The organism is Desulfosporosinus burensis, from assembly GCF_054657535.1.
The window spans coordinates 1-20,633 of the sequence record NZ_BAAHYN010000008.1 but is presented as its reverse complement, the minus strand read 5'-3'; the positions used below and the strand labels follow the sequence as shown (position 1 = coordinate 20,633).

Annotated in this window: 19 protein-coding genes and 1 pseudogene; 1 reads left to right on the top strand and 19 read right to left on the bottom strand. The window is 44.0% G+C overall.

The window, feature by feature from the left end; translation table 11 throughout:
- Positions 1 to 70: 70 nt before the first annotated feature.
- From ACYQ3Q_RS14950 to ACYQ3Q_RS14895, 12 genes are all read right to left on the bottom strand, one after another.
- Positions 71 to 1,573 (bottom strand): acetaldehyde dehydrogenase (acetylating), encoded by a 1,503-nt coding sequence (locus ACYQ3Q_RS14950; protein WP_459929339.1) that lies wholly within the window; start codon positions 1,571 to 1,573, stop codon positions 71 to 73.
- A gap of 22 nt (positions 1,574 to 1,595) precedes the next feature.
- Positions 1,596 to 2,243: an ethanolamine utilization microcompartment protein EutL gene (gene eutL / locus ACYQ3Q_RS14945; RefSeq protein WP_459929338.1), complete on the bottom strand. Its 648-nt coding sequence runs from the start codon at positions 2,241 to 2,243 to the stop codon at positions 1,596 to 1,598.
- A gap of 47 nt (positions 2,244 to 2,290) precedes the next feature.
- A complete protein-coding gene (locus ACYQ3Q_RS14940; protein WP_034145001.1) occupies positions 2,291 to 2,626 on the bottom strand; it encodes a BMC domain-containing protein in 336 nt (111 codons plus the stop codon).
- Positions 2,627 to 2,807: 181 nt separating this feature from the next.
- Complete coding sequence (eutC, locus tag ACYQ3Q_RS14935) at positions 2,808 to 3,686, bottom strand: ethanolamine ammonia-lyase subunit EutC (protein WP_459929337.1); 879 nt, start codon at positions 3,684 to 3,686, stop codon at positions 2,808 to 2,810.
- A gap of 14 nt (positions 3,687 to 3,700) precedes the next feature.
- Positions 3,701 to 5,065: an ethanolamine ammonia-lyase subunit EutB gene (locus ACYQ3Q_RS14930; protein ID WP_459929336.1), complete on the bottom strand. Its 1,365-nt coding sequence runs from the start codon at positions 5,063 to 5,065 to the stop codon at positions 3,701 to 3,703.
- Between the two features lie 27 nt (positions 5,066 to 5,092).
- Positions 5,093 to 6,502, bottom strand: coding sequence for an ethanolamine ammonia-lyase reactivating factor EutA (locus ACYQ3Q_RS14925; protein WP_459929335.1), 1,410 nt, complete (start codon positions 6,500 to 6,502; stop codon positions 5,093 to 5,095).
- 52 nt (positions 6,503 to 6,554) lie between these two features.
- Positions 6,555 to 7,925: an ethanolamine permease gene (gene eat, locus ACYQ3Q_RS14920; protein ID WP_459929334.1), complete on the bottom strand. Its 1,371-nt coding sequence runs from the start codon at positions 7,923 to 7,925 to the stop codon at positions 6,555 to 6,557.
- 280 nt (positions 7,926 to 8,205) lie between these two features.
- Positions 8,206 to 8,775: an ANTAR domain-containing response regulator gene (locus tag ACYQ3Q_RS14915; RefSeq protein WP_459929333.1), complete on the bottom strand. Its 570-nt coding sequence runs from the start codon at positions 8,773 to 8,775 to the stop codon at positions 8,206 to 8,208.
- Entirely contained in the window at positions 8,772 to 10,208 is a 1,437-nt protein-coding gene (locus ACYQ3Q_RS14910; protein ID WP_459929332.1) for a sensor histidine kinase, read from the bottom strand. The genes ACYQ3Q_RS14915 and ACYQ3Q_RS14910 overlap by 4 nt, the downstream gene beginning before the upstream one ends.
- Positions 10,189 to 10,638: a EutP/PduV family microcompartment system protein gene (locus tag ACYQ3Q_RS14905; RefSeq protein ID WP_459929331.1), complete on the bottom strand. Its 450-nt coding sequence runs from the start codon at positions 10,636 to 10,638 to the stop codon at positions 10,189 to 10,191. The genes ACYQ3Q_RS14910 and ACYQ3Q_RS14905 overlap by 20 nt, the downstream gene beginning before the upstream one ends.
- On the bottom strand, positions 10,638 to 10,991 hold the full coding sequence (gene eutS / locus ACYQ3Q_RS14900; RefSeq protein WP_459929593.1) for an ethanolamine utilization microcompartment protein EutS: 354 nt from the start codon (positions 10,989 to 10,991) through the stop codon (positions 10,638 to 10,640). The genes ACYQ3Q_RS14905 and eutS overlap by 1 nt, the downstream gene beginning before the upstream one ends.
- A gap of 66 nt (positions 10,992 to 11,057) precedes the next feature.
- A complete protein-coding gene (locus ACYQ3Q_RS14895) occupies positions 11,058 to 13,025 on the bottom strand; it encodes an LTA synthase family protein (RefSeq protein WP_459929330.1) in 1,968 nt (655 codons plus the stop codon).
- Positions 13,026 to 13,191: 166 nt separating this feature from the next.
- Here ACYQ3Q_RS14895 and ACYQ3Q_RS14890 point away from each other — a divergent pair, with 166 nt between their 5' ends.
- Positions 13,192 to 14,625 carry an SLC13 family permease gene (locus ACYQ3Q_RS14890; protein ID WP_459929329.1) on the top strand — a complete coding sequence of 478 codons (1,434 nt, stop codon included), beginning with the start codon at positions 13,192 to 13,194 and terminating at the stop codon, positions 14,623 to 14,625.
- An 88-nt stretch (positions 14,626 to 14,713) separates the two neighbouring features.
- On the opposite strand, the gene ACYQ3Q_RS14885 is transcribed toward ACYQ3Q_RS14890, so the two are convergent.
- The 7 genes and pseudogenes from ACYQ3Q_RS14885 to ACYQ3Q_RS14855 all read right to left on the bottom strand — a co-directional run.
- Positions 14,714 to 15,109 carry a glycerol-3-phosphate dehydrogenase C-terminal domain-containing protein gene (locus tag ACYQ3Q_RS14885; protein ID WP_459929592.1) on the bottom strand — a complete coding sequence of 132 codons (396 nt, stop codon included), beginning with the start codon at positions 15,107 to 15,109 and terminating at the stop codon, positions 14,714 to 14,716.
- 102 nt (positions 15,110 to 15,211) lie between these two features.
- Positions 15,212 to 16,156, bottom strand: a pseudogene (locus ACYQ3Q_RS14880) (glycerol-3-phosphate dehydrogenase/oxidase); the annotation flags it as partial.
- 12 nt (positions 16,157 to 16,168) lie between these two features.
- A complete protein-coding gene (locus ACYQ3Q_RS14875) occupies positions 16,169 to 16,294 on the bottom strand; it encodes a hypothetical protein (protein ID WP_459929328.1) in 126 nt (41 codons plus the stop codon).
- Between the two features lie 13 nt (positions 16,295 to 16,307).
- Positions 16,308 to 17,897 carry an FAD-binding oxidoreductase gene (locus tag ACYQ3Q_RS14870; RefSeq protein ID WP_459929327.1) on the bottom strand — a complete coding sequence of 530 codons (1,590 nt, stop codon included), beginning with the start codon at positions 17,895 to 17,897 and terminating at the stop codon, positions 16,308 to 16,310.
- Between the two features lie 27 nt (positions 17,898 to 17,924).
- The gene (locus ACYQ3Q_RS14865) at positions 17,925 to 18,620 is read right to left on the bottom strand and encodes a GntR family transcriptional regulator (RefSeq protein WP_459929326.1); all 696 of its coding nucleotides are present in this window, start codon (positions 18,618 to 18,620) and stop codon (positions 17,925 to 17,927) included.
- Between the two features lie 312 nt (positions 18,621 to 18,932).
- Positions 18,933 to 20,219 carry a hydroxylamine reductase gene (gene hcp / locus ACYQ3Q_RS14860; protein ID WP_459929591.1) on the bottom strand — a complete coding sequence of 429 codons (1,287 nt, stop codon included), beginning with the start codon at positions 20,217 to 20,219 and terminating at the stop codon, positions 18,933 to 18,935.
- A gap of 160 nt (positions 20,220 to 20,379) precedes the next feature.
- On the bottom strand, positions 20,380 to 20,633 hold a 254-nt coding region (locus ACYQ3Q_RS14855), incomplete at its 5' end, for a hypothetical protein (protein ID WP_459929325.1).

The window sequence follows — 20,633 nt, the reverse complement described above, 5'->3', positions numbered from 1 at the left end:
TTTTAAGTGTAAAATCGAGGATCTATGAAGCAATGCTTGAGGTTCAATCTTAATCAATCACGGTTTTACCCTAGCATTTCATGCCGTTTAAATGCTGCAGGACTTGGTTGATGATTTCTTGCACGAGCTGAGCATCGACTTGCGGCGTTTGTACTTGGTTTTGGTTCTGGGCTCTCTCACTGCTTCCCTTGGTTTTCATAGGTTCAACGGGTTTGCGTTCGGGTATGCCAAGATGCCAGGCGACTCGTTTGATGTTGAGGAGGTGCTGGGGGGTGACGTTTTCTGAAACGCTGGAGCCTGCCCAAGTTCCGCAACCCAGAGTGAACGAAGGGGCTAGGCCGGTGGTCGCTCCGACGCCTCCCATAGCGGCTGGGGTATTAACGAGGATTCGGTTGACGGGTTTCTTGAGCGCAAACTCTCGGATCACTTCTTCATTATTGCAATGGATGGCCAGGCTATGACCCACTCCACCCGCTTCTAAGAGTTGAAAGCAGCGTTCGCACCCTTCATGCCAATCGGCGACTCGGTAAAAGCCTAAGACCGTGGTGAGTTTTTCGTACGATAAGGGCCATTGTGGGCCGACGCCGGTTAAGGGGGCGACTAAGCATCGAGTTCGCTCGGGGATACTGATGCCTGCCATTTGGGCGACGAATTTTGGGTCTTTTCCGACAACTTTGGGGTTGACCCCTCCATTGGAGAGCATAACGACTTTGGAGACTTTGGTGACCTCTTCAGGGTCGAGGAAGTGCGCACCAAAGCGTTTGAGGTGGTTAATGAGTTCGTCGGCGATGCACTCTTCGGCGACGATGGCTTGTTCCGAGGCACAGATGGTTCCGTTGTCAAAGGTTTTTCCCATCACGATGTATTCGGCGGCTTTGGCCAAGTCGGCACTGCGTTCTACGAAGGCTGGTACGTTGCCAGGGCCCACGCCGAGGGCAGGTTTTCCGCTGCTATAGGCTGCTTTGACTAAGGCGCTTCCACCGGTGGCTAGAATCATGGCGATGCTGGGGTGTTTCATGAGTTCGTTCGTGGCTCCCATGGAGACGTTCAGGATGCAGCCGATCACGCCTTCAGGAGCTCCCGCAGCCACAGCCGCTTGGTGCATGATTTTCGCAGCTTCATTCGTACAGCGTACAGCGCTGGGATGCGGGGAAAACACGATCGCATTGCGAGCTTTGAGGGCGATCATGGCTTTGTAGATCACGGTTGAGGTGGGGTTCGTCGTGGGGATGATCCCTGCGATGACGCCCACAGGTTCGGCGATTTCCCAGAGTTTTTGTTCGCGGTCTTCTCGGATGATTCCCACGGTTTTCATGGGTTTTATAAAATCGTACAGGGTTCGGGAAGCAAAGTAGTTTTTAAAGCATTTGTCTTCGTAGTTTCCCATGCCCGTTTCAGAGACAGCCATCATGGCTAACCTCGCTGCATTGGCTTCACCAGCTTCACGCATCAGGTCGATAATGTGATCGACTTGTTCTTGCGTGAAGTCTTTGAGGGCTTCTTGGGCTTTGCGCGCAGCTCGCACTAAATTTCGGGCTTCTTGTAAGGAACATAGGTCTCGATCGAGTTCCATTACGAGCGGCACCTCCCTTTTGCTAAAATTTCAGGCCGTTTTCACAGACGTCGATGACCGCTCTCTGGAAGGCATCACAGGCGGATTTGCAAGCGCTTTGCGAGCCGGTTAAGAGCCCGCCACCAAAGTTGGTTTCGGTCGGTGGGCCGTAAAAGGCTTTCATGGTGACTTCCGCGGCTTTTAAGGCGGCGTCTAAGCCGTACATGGCTTCAATCGGCGGCGCGATCAGGTAGGATAGCGCTTCGCCTTCTGGAATTCCTGCCAGTTTGGAGAGGTAGCTTCCAGTTCGAGAGACAGTGTGTGGGAAAAATGCGGTTTTCCCTCCGTCACAGGTGTAGAACCAGCATTCGTTTTCGAGGTGGTCGATGCAGGCATCGATTCCGGCTCGCACTTCGGCTGGGTTCGGCCCGGCTAAGATTCCGATGATTTCTCCGGATAAGGGTCCTGAGGCTCGTGCCGCTCCACAATAGAAGCTTTTGGCATAGACGACTTCGACTTCGGCTTTTTTAGTGGCTTCGTCTAAGGCGACGTAGGTCGAATCATCGATGTCGGCAGTGATCATACCGATGGAACGCTGATAGCCCGTGAGGCCCAATTTCTCGGCGAGATCTGGGGCGACATTGGGGATTAATCTGACGGCTAATACTTTTGGCTTAAGGGGCTCTATCATGGTAACCCTCCCTATTAATGCCGGACGTTTATTTTAGTTCCGACGATTTATTTGGTGTTCTCGACGTTTTTAGTTTTTGGCTTTTCTTCGATAACTGGTAATTTAGGTAGGATGGCTTCAAGTTCCGGATGCGGGCGCGGGATCACGTGACAGCTGACGAGTTCTCCGACTCTCTCGGCTGCGGCGGCTCCGGCATCAACCGAGGCTTTTACGGCTCCGACATCTCCTCGGACCATGACCGTGACTAAGGCGCCTCCTACTTTTACTTTCCCGATTAGGGTGACATTCGCTGCTTTGACCATGGCATCGGCCGCTTCGATGGCTCCTACGATTCCACGGGTTTCTACCATTCCTAGTGCTACGAGATCTGCTCTTATAGCCATTTGTGTTTTTCCCCCTTTACTCTCTCGTTTATAAATTTTTGTTAATATTATTTACACTACTATCTTCATTATATAGGGACAACTAGAAATTAACTATACTCCCTTTTGTCGCCGCCTAAGCCGCCAAGTTAATCATCGTAGTTCGCAATAATTATAATAAAGGGGTGCGTGTCGCTACCCTCTACTCTAGATTAACACCCGACGCTTTAGCATCCAGGATCTTCTTAATTAAGCTAGCCAGATGCGCGCCTGCTTCTGCTGCCGGAGTCCCACCTTTGTGAATATTACTGATCACGGTTCGCTCACTCTCGACCATACCTAGTCTTGGATTATAGCCCATATAGGCACTCATACTCTCGGCAGTTCCCAAACCTGGGCGTTCTCCAATTAGGATCACAGAAACCTCAGGTTTTAACTCTTCACCAATGGTATCCATCACAGCAACCCGACCATTTCGTACAAAGATTGTGGTTCCCAGTTTTACACCCATTCCTTCGAGGCCCTGGATTAAGGCTGGAAGAAGATTAGGAATGTTAGCTTCAACTGCTTTACTAGATAATCCGTCGGAAACGATAATTTGGACCGTAGCACCTTTTGGGCAGCCATTCGTGAGAATCTCTAAATTCTCGTCATTAAGTTTTCTTCCTAAGTCCGGCCGGGTAAGATATTCATCTTTTGACTGGCAAAGGGTCTGAACGGAAACCATATTATACTTCGCTGGGAATTCTTCTGGAACTTCACCGAGCACTGAGTCTTGCGCAACAGCGTGATCTGCGCGAAAACGAAGTAATGTATCCGTCAAAGGACGGGGTCCACTTCGCCAAACTCCGATTCGAGCGGGAGTAGAAAGCTTCATCTCTTCATAGAGTGCCTTATTGACTGGATTAGGTACCTGTAAATAACGTTGCAAATTGATTTCTGCTAAATCTGTTATCTGACATTCGTCTACAATCGATGAATTTGCTAAAGGTGAAGCACTGTTGGAACTTTGATTCTTTCCCTTCTCCATTCCTTTAAGCAACTCTTCCACGATCAGGCGAACACTATCTTCCAAGCTCATCTTCTTATCCCCCCTTACCTTGTGAATATAGTGGCATCGCCAGCACGGGCCGTAAGTCTACCCTTGGCTAGGATTCCCATGGATTCTGCCCAAGCCTCAAACTCGGGTAGCGGTCTCAAGTTAAATAGTTCTCTTAAGGTCGCAATGTCATGGTAGCTAGTACACTGGTAATTTAACATCACATCATCCCCCATAGGGATCCCCATGAAATACGTACAGCCTGCCGCTGCAAGGAGAGTCGCCAGATTTTCGATATCATTTTGATCTGCTTTCATATGGTTGGTGTAACAAGCATCAACCCCCATTGGTAAGCCCGTAAGTTTACCCATGAAATGGTCTTCAAGACCTGCCCTAGTCACTTGACGAGTATCATAGAGATATTCTGGACCGATAAAGCCAACGACGGTATTCACTAAAAAGGGGTTATAACGACGCGCTAACCCATAACAGCGTGCCTCTAAGGTAACTTGGTCAGCACCATGATGTGCCTCAGACGAAAGTTCCGAGCCTTGTCCCGTTTCGAAATACATAATATTAGGTCCTGTTGCGCGACCCTCTTTTAATCCTAGGGTATACGCTTCGTCTAAAATTTCTTTGGTGACTCCAAAAGCTTCGTTCCCAACCTGTGAACCAGCAATCGATTGGAATAATAAATGAACGGGAGCCCCTTTTCTCAAGGCCTTCATTTGAGTAGTGATATGCGCTAATACGCAAATCTGAGTAGGTATCTTCCATTCCTCAACAAACTGATAAAGGGTTTCCAAGCTCCGGATGGTAGCAGGTACGGAATCGTCAACGGGATTAAGTCCTAACACAGCGTCTCCTACACCATAGGACAAGCCTTCACGTAAACTGGCTAAAATCCCATCAACCCCATCTGTGGGATGATTCGGTTGAAGCCGAGACGCTAGGCATCCTGCTTTTCCTATCGTGGTATTACAATGCGCCAGATTTTGAATTTTGGCAGCACCTAATATCAAGTCGAGGTTGCTCATAAGTTTAGCTACGGCAGCGACCATCTCTGAGGTGAGACCGCGACTGATCCTATGGAGGGCAGATCCAGTGGTTTCAGTTCTAAGAACATACTCTCGAAACTCTGCAACACTCCAGTTCTTAATTGTGTGATAGATCGGTTCGTTGACATCGGCATCAATAATGCGTGATACTTCGTCTTCCTCAAGCGGAATGACCGGATTCCTCCGTAAATCTTCTAAAGTAAGTTCCGATAAGACTCGTTTTGCAGCGATCCGCTCTGCAGCATCTTCGGCCGCAATTCCGGCTAGAATATCTCCTGACTTAATTTCGTTCGCTTTCGCCAGAACATCTTTTACATCTTTAAATTTAAACGTTTGACCAAAAAGTCGTGTCTTGAGATTCACGATTTCACATCCCTTCTATCGAGACTATTAACGGGCAAATACTAACGTTTTGACAATCACAGGCACCGCATCTTGATGGGGCAATGGCCTATTGATATCCAGAAAATCTCCAAAGGCAAGTTCGATACCATCCAAACAAACCAATGGCATAGCAGGAAGAAGTCTTTGCAGAGTTTGTCCAAGCACTTTAGCAATATCCTGTTGGGCGATGATCACTTTAGGCTCTCCCTTTATTAAAGGAAGTTCACAGGCTAGAGTTTCTGCAAGGGTAAGAATCGTTAGAAAGTCTGTATTAGGCATGGGTGGAACTATTAGCGCAACCGTACGATAGAGAGAGTCGATATAATTCTCGGAGGATTTAAGCCACGTAAACCTACCAGATGCCTCTACTTCCGGGAATACTGCTGGTACATTTCGTAACGGTAGTGTATTTTTGCCAACCGTAATTGTGGATCCTGATACATTCACCGTGTGGGCTCCTGCCCCAAGCACTGTGGCATGGATTGTCTCTGACCCCTCGTGTACGGAAAGGGATGAATAGATTCGACTTTCATGAAACGCTTCTGCCAAGAGTGGCCCAACATCCCCATGGATCCACCATTCCTTGATCCCAGGAAGATAGATATACTTTGCGACCCCTCCAGAAAAGACCACTCCTTCGATTTTGACATCTGGCAACAAATTCGTCATTACTAAGGGCTCGTCCTGTGCGAGTAGAGGTTCCTGAAAGATGATCCTTTCAACGCATTCTACCATACTTCGTAAGCAGGTTTGAATCAAAGCCAATTCGTCCCCACTTTGAGTTTGGGAAGTGTTCGAATAACAATAATTCATTATCTTCTGAGCAGGTGGGGAAATGTATGTTAAGCGGTGGGACATGGGATCAACTTCGAATAGTCTACCTCCAACATTGATACATGCCGTCCCTATGCACTTACCACGATCAAAAAAAGCAATATTCGTAGTCCCTCCACCGATGTCGATGTTGGCAATACACGCCTGTAAGCGCTTGGAGAGCGCCTCAGCTCCCGATCCTTTTCCAGCGATCACACTTTCGAGATCTGGTCCAGCCGTCGCTACGACAAAATCTCCCGCATAATCTGCTAAAGAATGGATAATTTCTGAGGCATTCTCCTTTTTAGCGGTCTCCCCAGTAATAATAATGGCCCCAGTGTCAATCTGTTCCGGCTTCACGCCCGCCTTCTCATATTCCTTCGCAATAATTTTGCGAAGTGCAGCACCATCAACATGCTGTCGATCTTCAAAGGGCGTGAAGTGAACATTACCCATGTAAGAGATACTTTTATGACTAATTTCTACTTTTGGCACTTGACTACCAGGCATTACATTGACTAAGGTGAGCTGCGAAATGACCAACTGAGTCGTTGTTGTTCCGACATCGATCCCCACACTGACTAGTGTCATCTCTTTAGCCATGATGTTTCTTTAACTCCATTCTTTTAAGAAGGCTCTTCTCACTGGATACAGATTAGGCATCCAGTTCATCTAAAACGCCAAACTCTTCTTCAAAGGGTCTGATGTTCTTGTTACCCCAAACAAAGTAGTAGGCGATAGCAATGGCATAAACAAGCGCTGTCCATTTCAAAGCGGGTATACTGGAAACTAAGACACTTATCGTTAGAAAAATGCCCGTAATAAAGCTAATGACTGGGACTATTGGATACGATACTTTAAAGGGTCTTTTGAGATTGGGTTCTTTGGAGCGTAAGATAAACAGACTGATTAAGCTAAGCATATAGAGGGCAACAGAACCAATAACTGCAATGGTAATCACGATTGCAGTCTGCCCCGTGAGAACGACACCTAGTCCAACAAGTCCAGGGACTAACAATGCCCAGACTGGAGTATGACGTTTAGGGTCGACATACGCCAAGAATTTAGGCAAATACCCAGTCCGAGCCATCGCATAAGTTTGACGAGAGTAACCTACGATAATCCCATGCAGGGAAGCAATTAAGCCAAACAAGCCAATGATATTGACCAAAACAACAATAAAGGCATTTTCGCCAAAGACTTGAGCTAAAGCGATAGGCAACGGAAAGTCCACCGCTGAAACTAAGTTGTAATCTGCAATACCTGCCGTCAAGAAAAGGGTTAGGAAGCCCATAATCATTAAGGTTCCCATACCGCTTAAAAAGCCTTTAGGGATATCTTTCTGCGGATTGACCATTTCTTCCGCAGCCATGGCTCCGCCTTCAATAGCGAGATAGAACCAGATGGCGAAAGGAACGGCTGCCATAACACCTTTCATACCGAAAGGAAGGAGCGGCTCTGCCATAACTCTTGTCATCGAAAAGTGAGGAGCCGCGGCAACCCAGAAAATAACTAAACCAACAAGAGCAATAACGGTGACCACCAACTCTACCATAGCAGAGGTTCTCATTCCTAAGTAGTTCACAAAGATAAAAAATAAGAAAGACGCAACCGCAGCAGTCAAGGTTGGGACGGAGGGAATGAGAAAGTTAATATACCCACCGACAGCCAAAGCAATAGCTGGAGGAGCAAACACAAACTCAATCAAACAGCTAATACCATTCATGTACCCCCAAAATGGACCCATAGCTCTGCGTGCATAAGCCGAAGGACCACCAGCATGGGGTATCGCCGTTGCCAGCTCAGAGTAAGACAAGATAAAGGTTACATAAAAGATCGTGACTGGAATTAAGGCTAAGGCTAATCCCATAGGCCCACCTGCCCCAAATCCATAGCTCCAGCCAAAATAGTTTCCCGAGATAACTAAACCTACTGCGAGAGCCCATAAATGAATTGGTTTTAGTACTCTGGATAAATGTGCGTTTCCATCAGTTCCGGGTGTCACTAATTTAGTCTCTGTTGTCACACAAAAACCTCCTCTAATTTATTCGATGGGACACTTGATACCTACCAAGGGATTATCACCTATATCCAATATCTCCTTTCTTAGAAAAAAATTAATGCCCTTTATCACACCCCAGAAGGTCCAGGCTGTGATAAAGGGCATTATTGCCCACTATTCCTTTGTATAAACGGACATAGCTGATAGGTAGAGCTGTTTCCATCTTATAAATATAGGTAGTTCGCTATCCGATAGATTTTCTCCTTCTTAAATAAGCTCAATTTAATAATAATTTATCGGAGATTCAAATTTTTTCATTTACTATTTGAGCTGCAAGTTTTATGACAGTAATTCGAAGATCCATAGCTTGATGAATAAGCAATTGATGTGCTTCATAATCACTAATCCGATTACGTCCTGCGAGGATAGAACGGGCTCGGGCAATCAATTTTTGACTTTGTAATTCCAATTGGGTGTTTTCCAATTTCGCACGGACAGCTTGCATCTCTCTCCAGCGAGCATAAGCAATTTGGATGGCAGGTAGAAGATCTCGTTCAGTAATAGGTTTGACAAGATAGCCATACACGCTAACTTTCTCTGCCCGGTTAATAAATTTGGTCTGACTGTAGGCAGTAAGCAATAAGACGGGAATGTTCATAGAGTGCAAGCTCTTTGCCACTTCCAGTCCATCTAGCCCTGGCATCATTACATCGAGAATCGCTAAATCAGGAGCTAAAGATTTAGCCAATTCAACCGCTTTCAGGCCATTGTTTGCTTCAGCGCAAACAATATGTCCAGCCCCTTGCAACATTTCTTTAATATCTAAGCGAATTAATGCCTCATCATCCGCAATTAAGATGGATAGTTCGCTCATAACTGTCCCTCCGAACTATGTTTTGGAAAGCTAACCGTTACAATCGTCATTCCTTCTATACGTTCCATTCTAAACTCTCCACCCAATTGATCTCCTACTAGTGAATCAACGATCTGCAAACCCAAGCGCCGTTGTTTCACTTGATCAAAAGGCACATCTATATCCGATCCATTGTCTCTTACTGTAAGGTATATCGTTCCTCTCTTTTCAGTGATTGACAGGATGATAACACCCTTTTCTAAGAAACGAACCCCATGTTTAAAACTGTTCGTCAATAGTTCATTAATGACTAAAGCTAAAGGAACAGCTTGGATACTCGGCAAATGAAGAGTTTGTCCTTCGACATGAGCCTCAATGCTCTGCTCAGGCGACATGGAGCTTTCTAATAAACTACTAAGGATACGCTGGGAAAGTTCCCTTAGATCAACCGAGTCACGGTTATGACAGGCAAAAACATCATGGACCATTGCAATGGATATAATTCGATTGATGCTTGCCGAAAACTCTGCTTTGACAATGTCTAAATCCGACCGTCTCATTTGCAATCGAAGCAAAGCTGCAACATTTTGAAGATTGTTTTTGACTCGGTGGTGAATTTCCCGAATAACCGTGCTTTGCGCATTAAGTTCTTTTTCTTTTTTTCGAAGGTCTGTTATATCTCTAAATGAGATTACACAACCACTTAAGTCTCCGTAAGTCACTAAAGGATACGACTCAAAGAGATAGCTTTTATTAAGAATGCAAAACTCCGCCGGGTTTTCCAGCCTATCTAACAGTTCATATAATGTAGAACAGTTAAACATGGTAAACAGGAAATCTTTCCCAAGAGCCTCGGAGCCAAAATACTCTCGATAAATTTCGGCTGCCTTTTTATTGACATAGGTAATTTTACTATGTTTATTCAAAACAAATATTCCGTTTCCAACCCAATTTTCGAACTGTGAACCAGTCATTGACAAATACATCAACGTGTTACTCAGTCGTTCGGCCGTTTGGGTCAAAAACTCAACTTGCTCCTCCTGGCGTAATTCTTCGGAAATATCTCGTTCCATAATTAGAGTACCAATTACGTCGTCTGCTGAGTTACGGATCGCGACCACCGTTTGGGCAATAGGGATCCCCTCTTGGCTAACCCCTCGCACATTACGACTGGTTTCACCAGTTTTGAGCGTCCGATAAACCGCTGGCTCACTGTTGGCTAAAGCTAATTCACCCACGACACTATGCCCATATAAGGACCGATTTTCTGGGCAGGCCCAAGCTAATACCACGGCATCTACCCCGTCTCTCAGCGGAGCGTCAATGAAGATATCTGTCCCTGTCATTTCGGCTGTATGGGGGATCTGCAGGGCCATAGTTTCTAATATCTTTATATCTTCTTCAGTAAGGTTTGTGTATTTAATACATAAGCCCTTAATGGTTGCGCAATCCATTCAACTCCTCCAATCGCCTACGCAAAGGAGCAACTCCTTCCCCAGCCATGATCGATGTCGTATAGAAAGGTTCTTCAATTCCTGCATAGTTTAAAAATGAACCCGCTTGTTTGATATCTGCTTTTGGCAAATCCACTTTCGTGATAATCCCAATAATGGGTTTCCGGAAAACCTTTGAAAATTTTGGCGGATAGAAGGTCCTTTGTATCGTAGCGTCTTGAAGCGCCCAAATCTCTGAAACCTGATGGCTCGCATCTATTAGAACATGATAAAAACGGGGGATCTCGAGATATTCGCCTGGACAATCGATAAAGAGGTGAGAAAAATCTAACATTTGCGTTTTGCGATAACTAACCTGCTCATTCATAAGCATTTGCTTCAAAGTGGTTTTGCCGGCACCAATTCCCCCAATAAGAAGTATTCTACCCATTAACTTCTCGTCACCTCAGCCGCTGAAAACCCTAAAATATTAACGAGAGTATTCACAGCAGCACGTAACGCTGCTTCGACACTAGAAACATCCCCGGTAATTACCAGTGAACCAGTAAAGCGATCTAAAAACCCAAGTTCTATATCCCCAGCTTTGCAGGCAGCATCTGCAGCGATAATAGCTGCCTCACTAGGGGTAATCGTCATAATCCCAATAGCCCCAGTCGTTACGATCCCTAATCGCTCATGAATATCTCCTTGAGGATTTGGGATTATATGAGCCATTGTAACTTGTTTTCCCGGTACGTATTCTTGAATCACGCGCTGTTTTTCCACCAAGCTAAACACCACCATTTCATTTGCTTTCAAAGATCTAAAGTCAATGACTCTGTAGTTCGTCGAAAATTGAGAAAGTCCTTCTTATTTATACCCTGCTTCTTGAAAGTAATTTTTTCGAATGACGAGATCTGCAATATCAAGTCCATTAATTCGATTAATTTGTTCTGGACTGTTTTCAGCTTCTCCAATGTACTGTCGGTTGGACATAACGGCGAAATCCTTTTCGGTGTTTAGTAAATTACGCCCAAACACAGTTTTATCATAACGGTCTTCGTTAACTCCCATTAGATAGGCTACAGTGGGCATGGTATCAATTTGCCCTCCTGTAATCGCCAGCTCTTGTCCGCTCATTCCTTTATGATAGATTATAAGTGGGATTCGTTTACTGTCATCGTGACACCAGCTTTCCTGCGGTTGAACTTCTTTGACTTCATCATTATAGTATTTGTGCACTCCTGTATGATCCCCGTAGATTACAACCACTGTATTATCCAAAACTCCGCTTTTGTCGAGCGATTCCAAAAAAATGCCGATTTGTTCATCCGTATAGCGGATGCTTTGGCTATAACCGCCCAGCTTTGTCTTATCAAAATCCTTACTCAGAATCAGTGATCGATACTGATCAGGTAAGTCAAAAGGATTGTGACTTGTTAAAGTAACCATAAAATTATAGAAAGGCTGCTTCTGTTCTGAAATGATGGGCACTAGTTGTTTAAAATAGCTGCCATCACTGATCCCCAAGCCGATTTTCTCATCCGTATTGAATCTCATTTCATCCATCGTCTTTTCAAAACCGATGGCCGTCAGGGCAGGCATCCAATTCCAATACGATCCTTTATCTGGATGAATGGCTAAGGTACTATACCCATCCTCTCTCAAGAGCTTGGGCAGTGAATTGTAAGTGTTGTACGGGAATCTAAAAAAGGTAGCACCGGTACGCACCGGATATACTGAAGTGTTAGCCAATAAATCGGCATCCGAGCTTGAGCCATTATGGACTTGTTCGTAGAAATCAGAAAAGTATAAACTATTGGCTAGAAGTTTATTTAGATTAGGAGTGATTTCTTGACCATTAATTTTTTGGTTTATAACAGATGTCTCGAGTGACTCAACTTGAATCATAATAAGATTTTGACCCTTAAACATCCCCTGATACTGATTGGCTGGTAAGTTCTCTTGGTTTTGGACAAACCAATTTTCAATGTTCTGATTCTCCTCGAGGGTTAGTTTAGGAGCCTTACTATCTTTAAGATAGTTATAAATGTCGTAACTATGATATCCTAGCGGCGAAAGGTTAGACATTGTCTGATTTGGAGACCAAGCAACTCTAAACAGCATCGTTTCGCCATTCCCTCTAAGATCCATTTGAACATGTTGGTAATAGATATACGAGACTGAAAGCACAACAAGGATAAACAGGGTAACAATATTTCTTTGTGTCTTAACATAGAACGTCTTATGCTTAATACCGATACCTAGTAATACGATCAGATCGACGATAAACAAAAGGTCAACTTGACGCAACATTGATATTATACTACTAAAAAGATTGTCCAGATTCGTTGTTTGACTTAGTAAATAGGGAGTAACGAAGCTACTGTAGCCACGATAATACATTAAATCTGCAACGATTAAGAAGGAAAACAAACTATTACAACTTACTAGAAACCAAAAACGGGCTCTGCCCTTAAATAGAAAAGCAAAACTTAAAATAATAACAATAAAGGCTACGTAAACCTCTAACGGCGGCGAAGAGCTAAAACTATAAAAAGCTTTTATATGACTATACCTAGTTGCATTTTCATTATTAATTAGCCCGATAAAAAGAATTGACTTTAGCAACATTGCTAAAGTTGTGAATAAAAACACACTGTCTTTCAGCCACCCTAATCCATAAGAAGTAAGAACGCGTAACCCTTGATATAAATTTTCAGGAACATAAGCAGGATTACTTAGCTTCGAATTAATATTTGTGAGATCATTATCCAAACGATCCAAATTCCACCATTCCTCTACTTGTAATATTTTTAACTGTAAATAATTCGACAAAAGTATCTATATTTCCTTTGAAAAACCAAATAAAAGTTAGAAACTTTTATTTCAAATTTCTACTTTAAAATTTAACCAATATGGTCAAAAGACTTTAAACTTATAAAATAAATGATAAACTAAAAGAAAAATTAGAAAATTCTGATGATAGGCTGTAGGTATAAATATGCTTTACACTAACACCGACACTAATACCACCCCAAAGCCAAAGCTACGAGTATATCTTGAATTACTAATTGCTTGTGTTATCTTTCTATTAATTTTGATCACTCTGCCAGGAAATCTGTCTTGGTCCCTCCGATCTACAATTGGAATCACCGGGGCCTCGGTTTGGTTATGGGTATTAGAACCAATCCCTCTAGCACTCACTTCTCTTTTAGTGATTGCTGCTCTACCTATCCTGAATGCAACTTCCCTAGATACTGCTTTGATTGGTTTTTCCAATGGGTCTACCTTCCTAATCATGGCTGGATTTATGATGGCCCAAGGGGTAAATAGTACGACCCTAGGAAAACGTTTTGCAAATTACGCCATCATCCGATTTGGAGGAAGTATTCATGGAGTTTTGCTGGGAGTATTGTTAGCGCCCCAGGTATTAAGCTTATTCATTCCAGCAACAGCGGTACGGACAACACTCCTCTTACCTGCTGTTATGGCAGTCATCATCTCGATGAAACTCTCGAATAATTCGAACATAGCCAAGTTATTAATCCTTGGCCTTGCTTTTGGAACAAGTATTAGCGGTGTGGGTTTACTTCCTGCTGCTCTGGCTAATGTATTAACTGCTGATCTTTTACGAAATATTCTCGGCCAAGAGATCTATTATTTTACTTGGATAAAAATTACCTGGCCAATATGGTTATTCATGATCCCGATTACCTGGTTGATCCTGCCAAAGTTATTCCCCCCCGAATCAGAAAAATTAGAGATCAATCAGTTACGCATTGAACTTATGGAATTAGGACTTTTTTCAAGCCAAGAAAAGAAATGCCTCATGATCCTAGCTCTAACAGTCGGTCTTTGGATGACTGAATCATTCCATAAACTTCCAACTGCAGTCCCTGCAATATTGGCTACAGTCCTCATGGGTTTACCCGGCATTGGAATTACTGGTTGGGATAAATTAAAAAACATTGAATGGGGAACTGTCATTATGATAGGTGCCAGCCTATCTATGGCCTCCGCCCTCAATAATTCGGGTGCCGCAGATTTCCTAGCCGCGAAACTGTTATCTTTTCCCGGACTACAAGCAGGATTATCTAACCCCTTACTGCTAGTATTTCTTCTTATCGTTCTCACTCACTTTTATCATCTAATAGTTACCAACATTTCTACCGTAGTACTGACTTTAATACCTATCATGCTGCAAATCGCTCTAAAACTAGGCTTAAACCCCCTCTTAGTAGCCATGACTATAAACATCGCTACATTATTTGGACTTCTCCTCATTGTACAAACCCTTCCCGGTATCATTACCTACACCACTGGGGTATATACCCCTAAGGATATGTTACGAGCGGGCTTTTGGCTCACTTTAGCCTCCCTGATTGTTATGGTGATCACCTCTTTAGTCTGGTGGCCAATTATTGGACTTAATTAAGGGTCTAATTTTAAAATAAAGAGGAGTTAAATCTGATATTTGAGGATTTGGACTTCTGACAGTACTGTTATAAACCTCGATCACAGTGTCATGAATGTGAAGTTACTAAACTAGGGCTATAGGCGCTCCGCCAAAGTTCTAAATAATTGGTTTGCTCATGTTCCCACTTTGTATCATCCCATCCTAGTTCTGGCTGTACGATTTCACGGATGCGCTGCACCATTTCAGCACCTCCGTTCGGAACCAATAAACCCAAGCGGACTCTACGTAATAAAAGGTCTTCTAAGTGAACGACTCCCTCATGGCGGGCTGCCCAGCTCAGCTCGGCCCACATAATATCAGTCCCCGGGATAACTTCCCGTTCTCTCTCATTCGCCTGTTGTAGCATATCCGTCACATTATTATAACCATAGCGTCCCACTATCCGTTGATAAAGAACTCCATCTTGGTTGTCGATAATTAAACGGTCAGCTCTCTTTGACATTTGATGACTGTTTCCCTTAGCAGTCTGGGGTGTATGTATATGCTTTCTTACCTTGTTCAAGGTTTCTCTGGCCAGTAAGCTGAAAGTGGTCATTTTCCCGCCGGTTACCGTCACTAATCCATTATCATTCCAAATAACATGATCACGTGATTCTTTAGAAGGATTTGTTTTACCCGTGTTTATTACAGGACGCACCCCAGAAAAGGTGGATATGATATCCTTGGCTGTTAGGTTAAGAGACGGGAAGTTTTTTCTAACCCCTTCCAAGAGGTATTGCCCTTCACTTTTACTGATGTGGGGTTCCTCAGCTAGAGATTGATCGTGGTCAACATCAGTCGTTCCGACCAGGGTTATCCCTTCCCAGGGGAGTACATAAACCGATCGGTTATCGGCCGGATGGAAGAAGCTCACTGCTTGAGACAAAGGAAAACGCCAGCTCTGGAATATTAAATGACTTCCCCTCAGTCGGCGCATGCGAGGGGATCTGTCCATCTGAGAACGCAATTCATCCGCCCAGACACCAGTTGCATTGATTACCAGTTGCCCCCGTAACTCTATGTTTTTTTTACTTACTTCATCTCTCAGGGTTACACCTTGTACTCTACCGGTCTTATCCTTACATACTTCTTCTACCTTCACGTAATTAAGAGCTATGCCTCCTAAACTTACGCCTTCTTGAATTACTCTCAACACCAAGCGGGCATCATCTGTTCGAGCGTCCCTAAAACGAACTCCCCCAGTTAATTCCTGCCTATCTAGCGCGGGAACCTGCATGCCAAAACTCACGGTATCTAATTGACTGTGGTCATATCGAAAAGCCATAAGGTCATATACTGTCAGACCCGCGCCGAGCAAATAGGGAGTGAATCGGTCATTTTGATAGTAAGGGACAAGAAACCCCATCGACTCAACCATTCCCGCATAATCCCGCAACAGTTTTTCTCTCTCTCTAACGGAATGCCAAGTAGTTCTAATTTGCCCCTGCCCTAAATAACGTAAACCACCATGGACCATCTTACCAGACCGGCTGGAAGTACCCCAAGCAAAATCGCGTTGTTCCTAAAGCAGACAACGAAGCCCTGCCCGCGCCCCCTCACGAAACACCCCAGCTCCAGTTATTCCTCCTCCAACTACAATAATATCCCATGTATTTTTCAGTTCTGACAAAATCTGATCACGTTTCACGATATCCTCCCCCCTATTTGACTAATTTTCCGGGATTCATCATGCCCTCCGGATCTAGAGTTCGGCACAGAGAAGAAATCATCGTCATTCCTAGTTCACCCTTTTCAGCAAGCAAATAGGGTTGATGATCAATTCCCACACCGTGCTGGTGAGTAATAGTTGCTCCCATTCGCACTATTGCTTCACTGGCTGCTTTTTTTAAGGCCTGCCAGCGGGACATAGTCTCAGACGGGGAATCTGCTAGCCTAAATATGTATGTAACATAGAGACTTGTACCATGAGGATAGACATGAGAAAGATGAGTAAATACGTGAACATTTTCATTTAATCCGTTTAACCCATTACGTAAGCCTTCTTCAATTGCTTTTCTTGTTAAAGAAGCCTTCTTCCAAGTAACAGCCGTTTCTAGCGTATCAACTGCGTAGCCCAGATCCCAAAGATTATTGCGTATATAAGGCAATTTAAAACGGCTTTTGTACCAGTGTTTGCCAACCGACGTACCAACATAGACTCCTTGGTGTTGCTTGATTATTTCTTTAGCCTTACGCAATGTCCAGTTAACTTTTTTCTGGGTACCCGTAGCCCCATAAAGAAGCATGGTTTTTTCTTCATTAATACCATGCCAAGCAAGCCAGCGGTATAACAGATCCATTTGCCACCCATGCTTAAGACTTAGGGTTGTTGTTGTCTCCTCGGGTAAGCTTAGCCTTAGCATAGAAAGGGGAATTCCAGCTTGGGCCAGTGCTCGTACAGCTGTGACGCCTTCTTCCCTTCCTGGGAAAAAAGCTGCGGGAAAGATCTCTGCCTCGGGTAGCACAGTCACTTTAACAGTGCATTTTGTGACAATTCCCAGTCTGCCCTCGGAACCCATAATCAATTCTCTCAAGTCAGGTCCAGCAGCGGAAGCTGGAAAAGCAGGTATCTTTACTGTTCCAACCGGAGTTTCCATCTCACCTCCCACAAATAAACGTTCAATTCTCCCATATCCCATGGAAAAATGTCCTGCAGAACGTGTAACCACCCATCCACCCAAAGTCGATAATTCAAAAGACTGCGGATAGTGACCTAAAGTAAATCCCTCCGCCCTTAAAGCAGCCTCTAAGTCCGGTCCCCGTACTCCTGCCTGAAATGTTGCAAGGCATCCTTGTTTGTCAAGTTCCAGTAGCTTACACATTCGCCCCATGTTGACCGTGATTACACACTGCTCGCCCTTTGGCACGGTCAGGTGACCGACGACACTAGTGCCCCCGCCGTAGGGAATTACTTGAGCCTTAATTTCTTTAGCAAAACGTAGTATCTCGCGTACATCGTGATCAGATTCTGGAAAGGCTACTCCATCAGGAAAAACCGGCACTAAACCACCTCGGAAATATATCCAATCTGACATACTTTGTCCGGTACAATGGCGGACACGTTCCTCCTTGCCAGCACTTACCAAGCGATGCTCCGGCAGACGTGATGTTGGTACCATCGCCAGCATTTCTTCTAAAGAAATATGTTTGGGCCGTGTAGCCGGTCCTATCAACTTAGCCAAATACTCACTCGCCGCTTGGGGAACCTCAAAATCGACGGTATCATCCCCCCATCCGTTCCATCGTCTCATAATGAAAACCTCCCTCCTACGCTTCCCTTACTTTATCTGCTTCTTATAACAGTAAAGAACTGCTTCCATAACCTCCTTGGTTTCCTTTTCAGCCCCTTGATAATCCGAGGCCATAGCCACAGTCAAGAGGTCTTGATAGAATTGTCGAGATAGAAGACGATTTTCGCTTACCATAAAGTAGCGTCGGGCAGCTTGAATATAGATAGCTCCAAAACTATTTAAGATAAGTCGATAAATGGGGTTTTTGGCCAAATCCACAAATCTTTTTTGTAACTGCCAATCAAATAAGGCAAATACTTCAGCATTATCTTGAAGTTCATCAATCTCAGTAAGTGCTGCTACTACCTTAGCCGGACAACAAAATACAGCATCTTTTACGTAAGCCGGAGCCAGAACTGCCCTTACCTCCAATAAGTTAATAATAAAATCCTCAGGAACTTCTTCAGAACTTTGCACAATATTTACTAGAGTATTCAGGTTTCCTTCACGCCAAAAATCCTTAACTAGCGTATGTTGGCCCTTGCGGACAGTAAACCACCCGTCCCGCTCTAGGCGTTGAATAACCTCGCGCAAAGTTGGGCGCCCAACTCCCAGCTTAGCAGCTAGGTCACGTTCAGGAGGAAGTTCGCTTCCTGGTGGGAACTCTCCAAAAAGAACTGCTCTAATTAATTTGTTTTCTACAAGATCCGATGAGCGTACTGGCGACTTTAATGCTTCTTCCATGTAATACCTCTATTCCATTCTGGTAATATATATACCATTTCGTGGTATTACCAATATGATATATTATTCAGTATATTTTGTCTAGTGAAAAACCCAAGCATCCTAAGTAACTCGTTCAACTAAAGTTGAACGAGTTACTTAGGTGATACTCTTTCCTACACGCTGTAAGTCTTTCGAAAGCTACGTTAATAATTGAATTTCTTTAACGGAAGTATAACCATTCAGTTTTCGCAACTATAAAACGGTCTTATTTACAATGGCCAAAAAAAAGGAGTGTTGGGGATCATCATCCTCAACCACTCCGAATAAATTCTATTTTCCTGTCAACATATTGTTAAGGTCAGTCTTGACATCCCCAGTGAGCTTAAGATTAAAGTTTTCTTGGAGGACACTCAAAACACCAGGCGTTATAAATTCCGGAGCCTTTGGTCCCACATAGATGTTCTTAACTCCTAAGCTAAAGAGTCCAAGTAGGATGGCAACGGCTTTTTGCTCAAACCAAGAGAGAACTATACTCAGTGGAAGGTCGTTTACCCCGCAACCAAAGGCATCTGCCAAGGCTAAGGCTATTTTTACTGCTGAACCGGAATTGTTACATTGACCTAAATCTATATAACGAGGAATTCCATCGATCGTGCCAAAATCATGGTCATTGAAACGGAACTTACCACAGGAAGTAGTTAGAATTACACAATCTTGAGGCACCGAGAGGGCCAATTCACGGTAATAGTCTCCACCTTTTCCTGGAGCATCACAACCAGCAATAACAAAGAAGCGTTTTATTTTCCCAGTTTTTACGGCCTCTATGATTTGAGGAGCGATACCTAAAACGGTGGTGTGGTGGAATCCAGTTGTCAACGTTTTATTAGATTTAACATTTGCGACGGGTAAAGAGAGGGCTTTTTCAATAATTGGTGTAAAGTCATCATCAGCAATTTTTACGACCCCTTCTAAACCAGTTATATCGTAAGACCAGAATCGATCGCTATAGCTTCCTTTGATTGGCATAACGCAGTTGGTTGTACCAAGAATTGCCCCAGGAAACTCCTCAAAAAGTTTGCGCTGATCAAACCAGGACTTGCCAACGTTACCTTTTAAATGAGCATATTTTTTAAGATGAGGATAACCATGAGCCGGTAACATTTCGGAATGTGTATAAATATTAACGTTTTTGCCTTCGCTCTGTTTTAATAGTTGTTCAAGGGCAAATAGATTATGCCCGGTGACTACAATACAGTGACCCTCGATTTTGTCTTCGGAAACAGTTACAGGTGTTGGGGTTCCCAGTAAGGCTGTATGTGCGTGGTCTAAGACATCCATAATCTTTACTGTGGCAGTTCCAACTTTAAGGGCCATGCCAATAGTCTCTGCAAGATTAAAATTAGCGTTAGTCAAGGTTGAATACAAAGCCTCTTGAGTTATTTTATCTACTTTTGGGTCGCTATAACCCAGTTGCCTTGCATGTGTGGCGTATGCCGCAACCCCTTTTAAACCAAAGATTATGGTATCTTGTAAACTGGCGATATCTGGGTTCTTGCCACAAACTCCGAATTTGGTACATCCGCCACTCGGAGTTTGTTCACATTGATAACAAAACATAGTATTAATCTCTTTCTCATTTCCCTTTTTGTCTTGAGAAAAATCGGCAAAATTTGATAGGAATCCTTTTAATGACATTGTTTAGCTCCCCTTTTGTTTACGTTCTCTAGGTATATGATACTTTAAGAACAGAGAGGAGAGCTGTGACAGATAAGCTTTTTTAAACGTGATAAAACTCACACTTATACTCTAAACATGAGATTTTGTACTCTTTCATTAGGTGAGTATCGCCGAGCCACCCACCCCAAAGAAATACTTCGTGGCGACGGAACGAGCCTATCGCCACACTGCGTCCCATGACGAATTCTCCGGCAGTGTGACGAAAGTCGGATGAGACTTTCGCCACATTGCGACTCGTAACGCAAACTCCTGCAATGTGGATCCGAATGGGTGGAACCCCGGTGCTTCCTTTTT

Bases quoted from the DNA above. Each gene is read 5' to 3' on its own strand.
- ACYQ3Q_RS14950 (WP_459929339.1), bottom strand. From the start codon at position 1,573: ATGGAACTCGATCGAGACCTATGTTCCTTACAAGAAGCCCGAAATTTA.
- eutL (WP_459929338.1), bottom strand. From the start codon at position 2,243: ATGATAGAGCCCCTTAAGCCAAAAGTATTAGCCGTCAGATTAATCCCC.
- ACYQ3Q_RS14940 (WP_034145001.1), bottom strand. From the start codon at position 2,626: ATGGCTATAAGAGCAGATCTCGTAGCACTAGGAATGGTAGAAACCCGT.
- eutC (WP_459929337.1), bottom strand. From the start codon at position 3,686: ATGAGCTTGGAAGATAGTGTTCGCCTGATCGTGGAAGAGTTGCTTAAA.
- ACYQ3Q_RS14925 (WP_459929335.1), bottom strand. From the start codon at position 6,502: ATGGCTAAAGAGATGACACTAGTCAGTGTGGGGATCGATGTCGGAACA.
- ACYQ3Q_RS14915 (WP_459929333.1), bottom strand. From the start codon at position 8,775: ATGAGCGAACTATCCATCTTAATTGCGGATGATGAGGCATTAATTCGC.
- ACYQ3Q_RS14910 (WP_459929332.1), bottom strand. From the start codon at position 10,208: ATGGATTGCGCAACCATTAAGGGCTTATGTATTAAATACACAAACCTT.
- ACYQ3Q_RS14905 (WP_459929331.1), bottom strand. From the start codon at position 10,638: ATGGGTAGAATACTTCTTATTGGGGGAATTGGTGCCGGCAAAACCACT.
- eutS (WP_459929593.1), bottom strand. From the start codon at position 10,991: ATGGTGGTGTTTAGCTTGGTGGAAAAACAGCGCGTGATTCAAGAATAC.
- ACYQ3Q_RS14890 (WP_459929329.1), top strand. From the start codon at position 13,192: ATGCTTTACACTAACACCGACACTAATACCACCCCAAAGCCAAAGCTA.
- ACYQ3Q_RS14885 (WP_459929592.1), bottom strand. From the start codon at position 15,109: ATGTCAAAGAGAGCTGACCGTTTAATTATCGACAACCAAGATGGAGTT.
- ACYQ3Q_RS14870 (WP_459929327.1), bottom strand. From the start codon at position 17,897: ATGAGACGATGGAACGGATGGGGGGATGATACCGTCGATTTTGAGGTT.
- ACYQ3Q_RS14865 (WP_459929326.1), bottom strand. From the start codon at position 18,620: ATGGAAGAAGCATTAAAGTCGCCAGTACGCTCATCGGATCTTGTAGAA.
- hcp (WP_459929591.1), bottom strand. From the start codon at position 20,219: ATGTTTTGTTATCAATGTGAACAAACTCCGAGTGGCGGATGTACCAAA.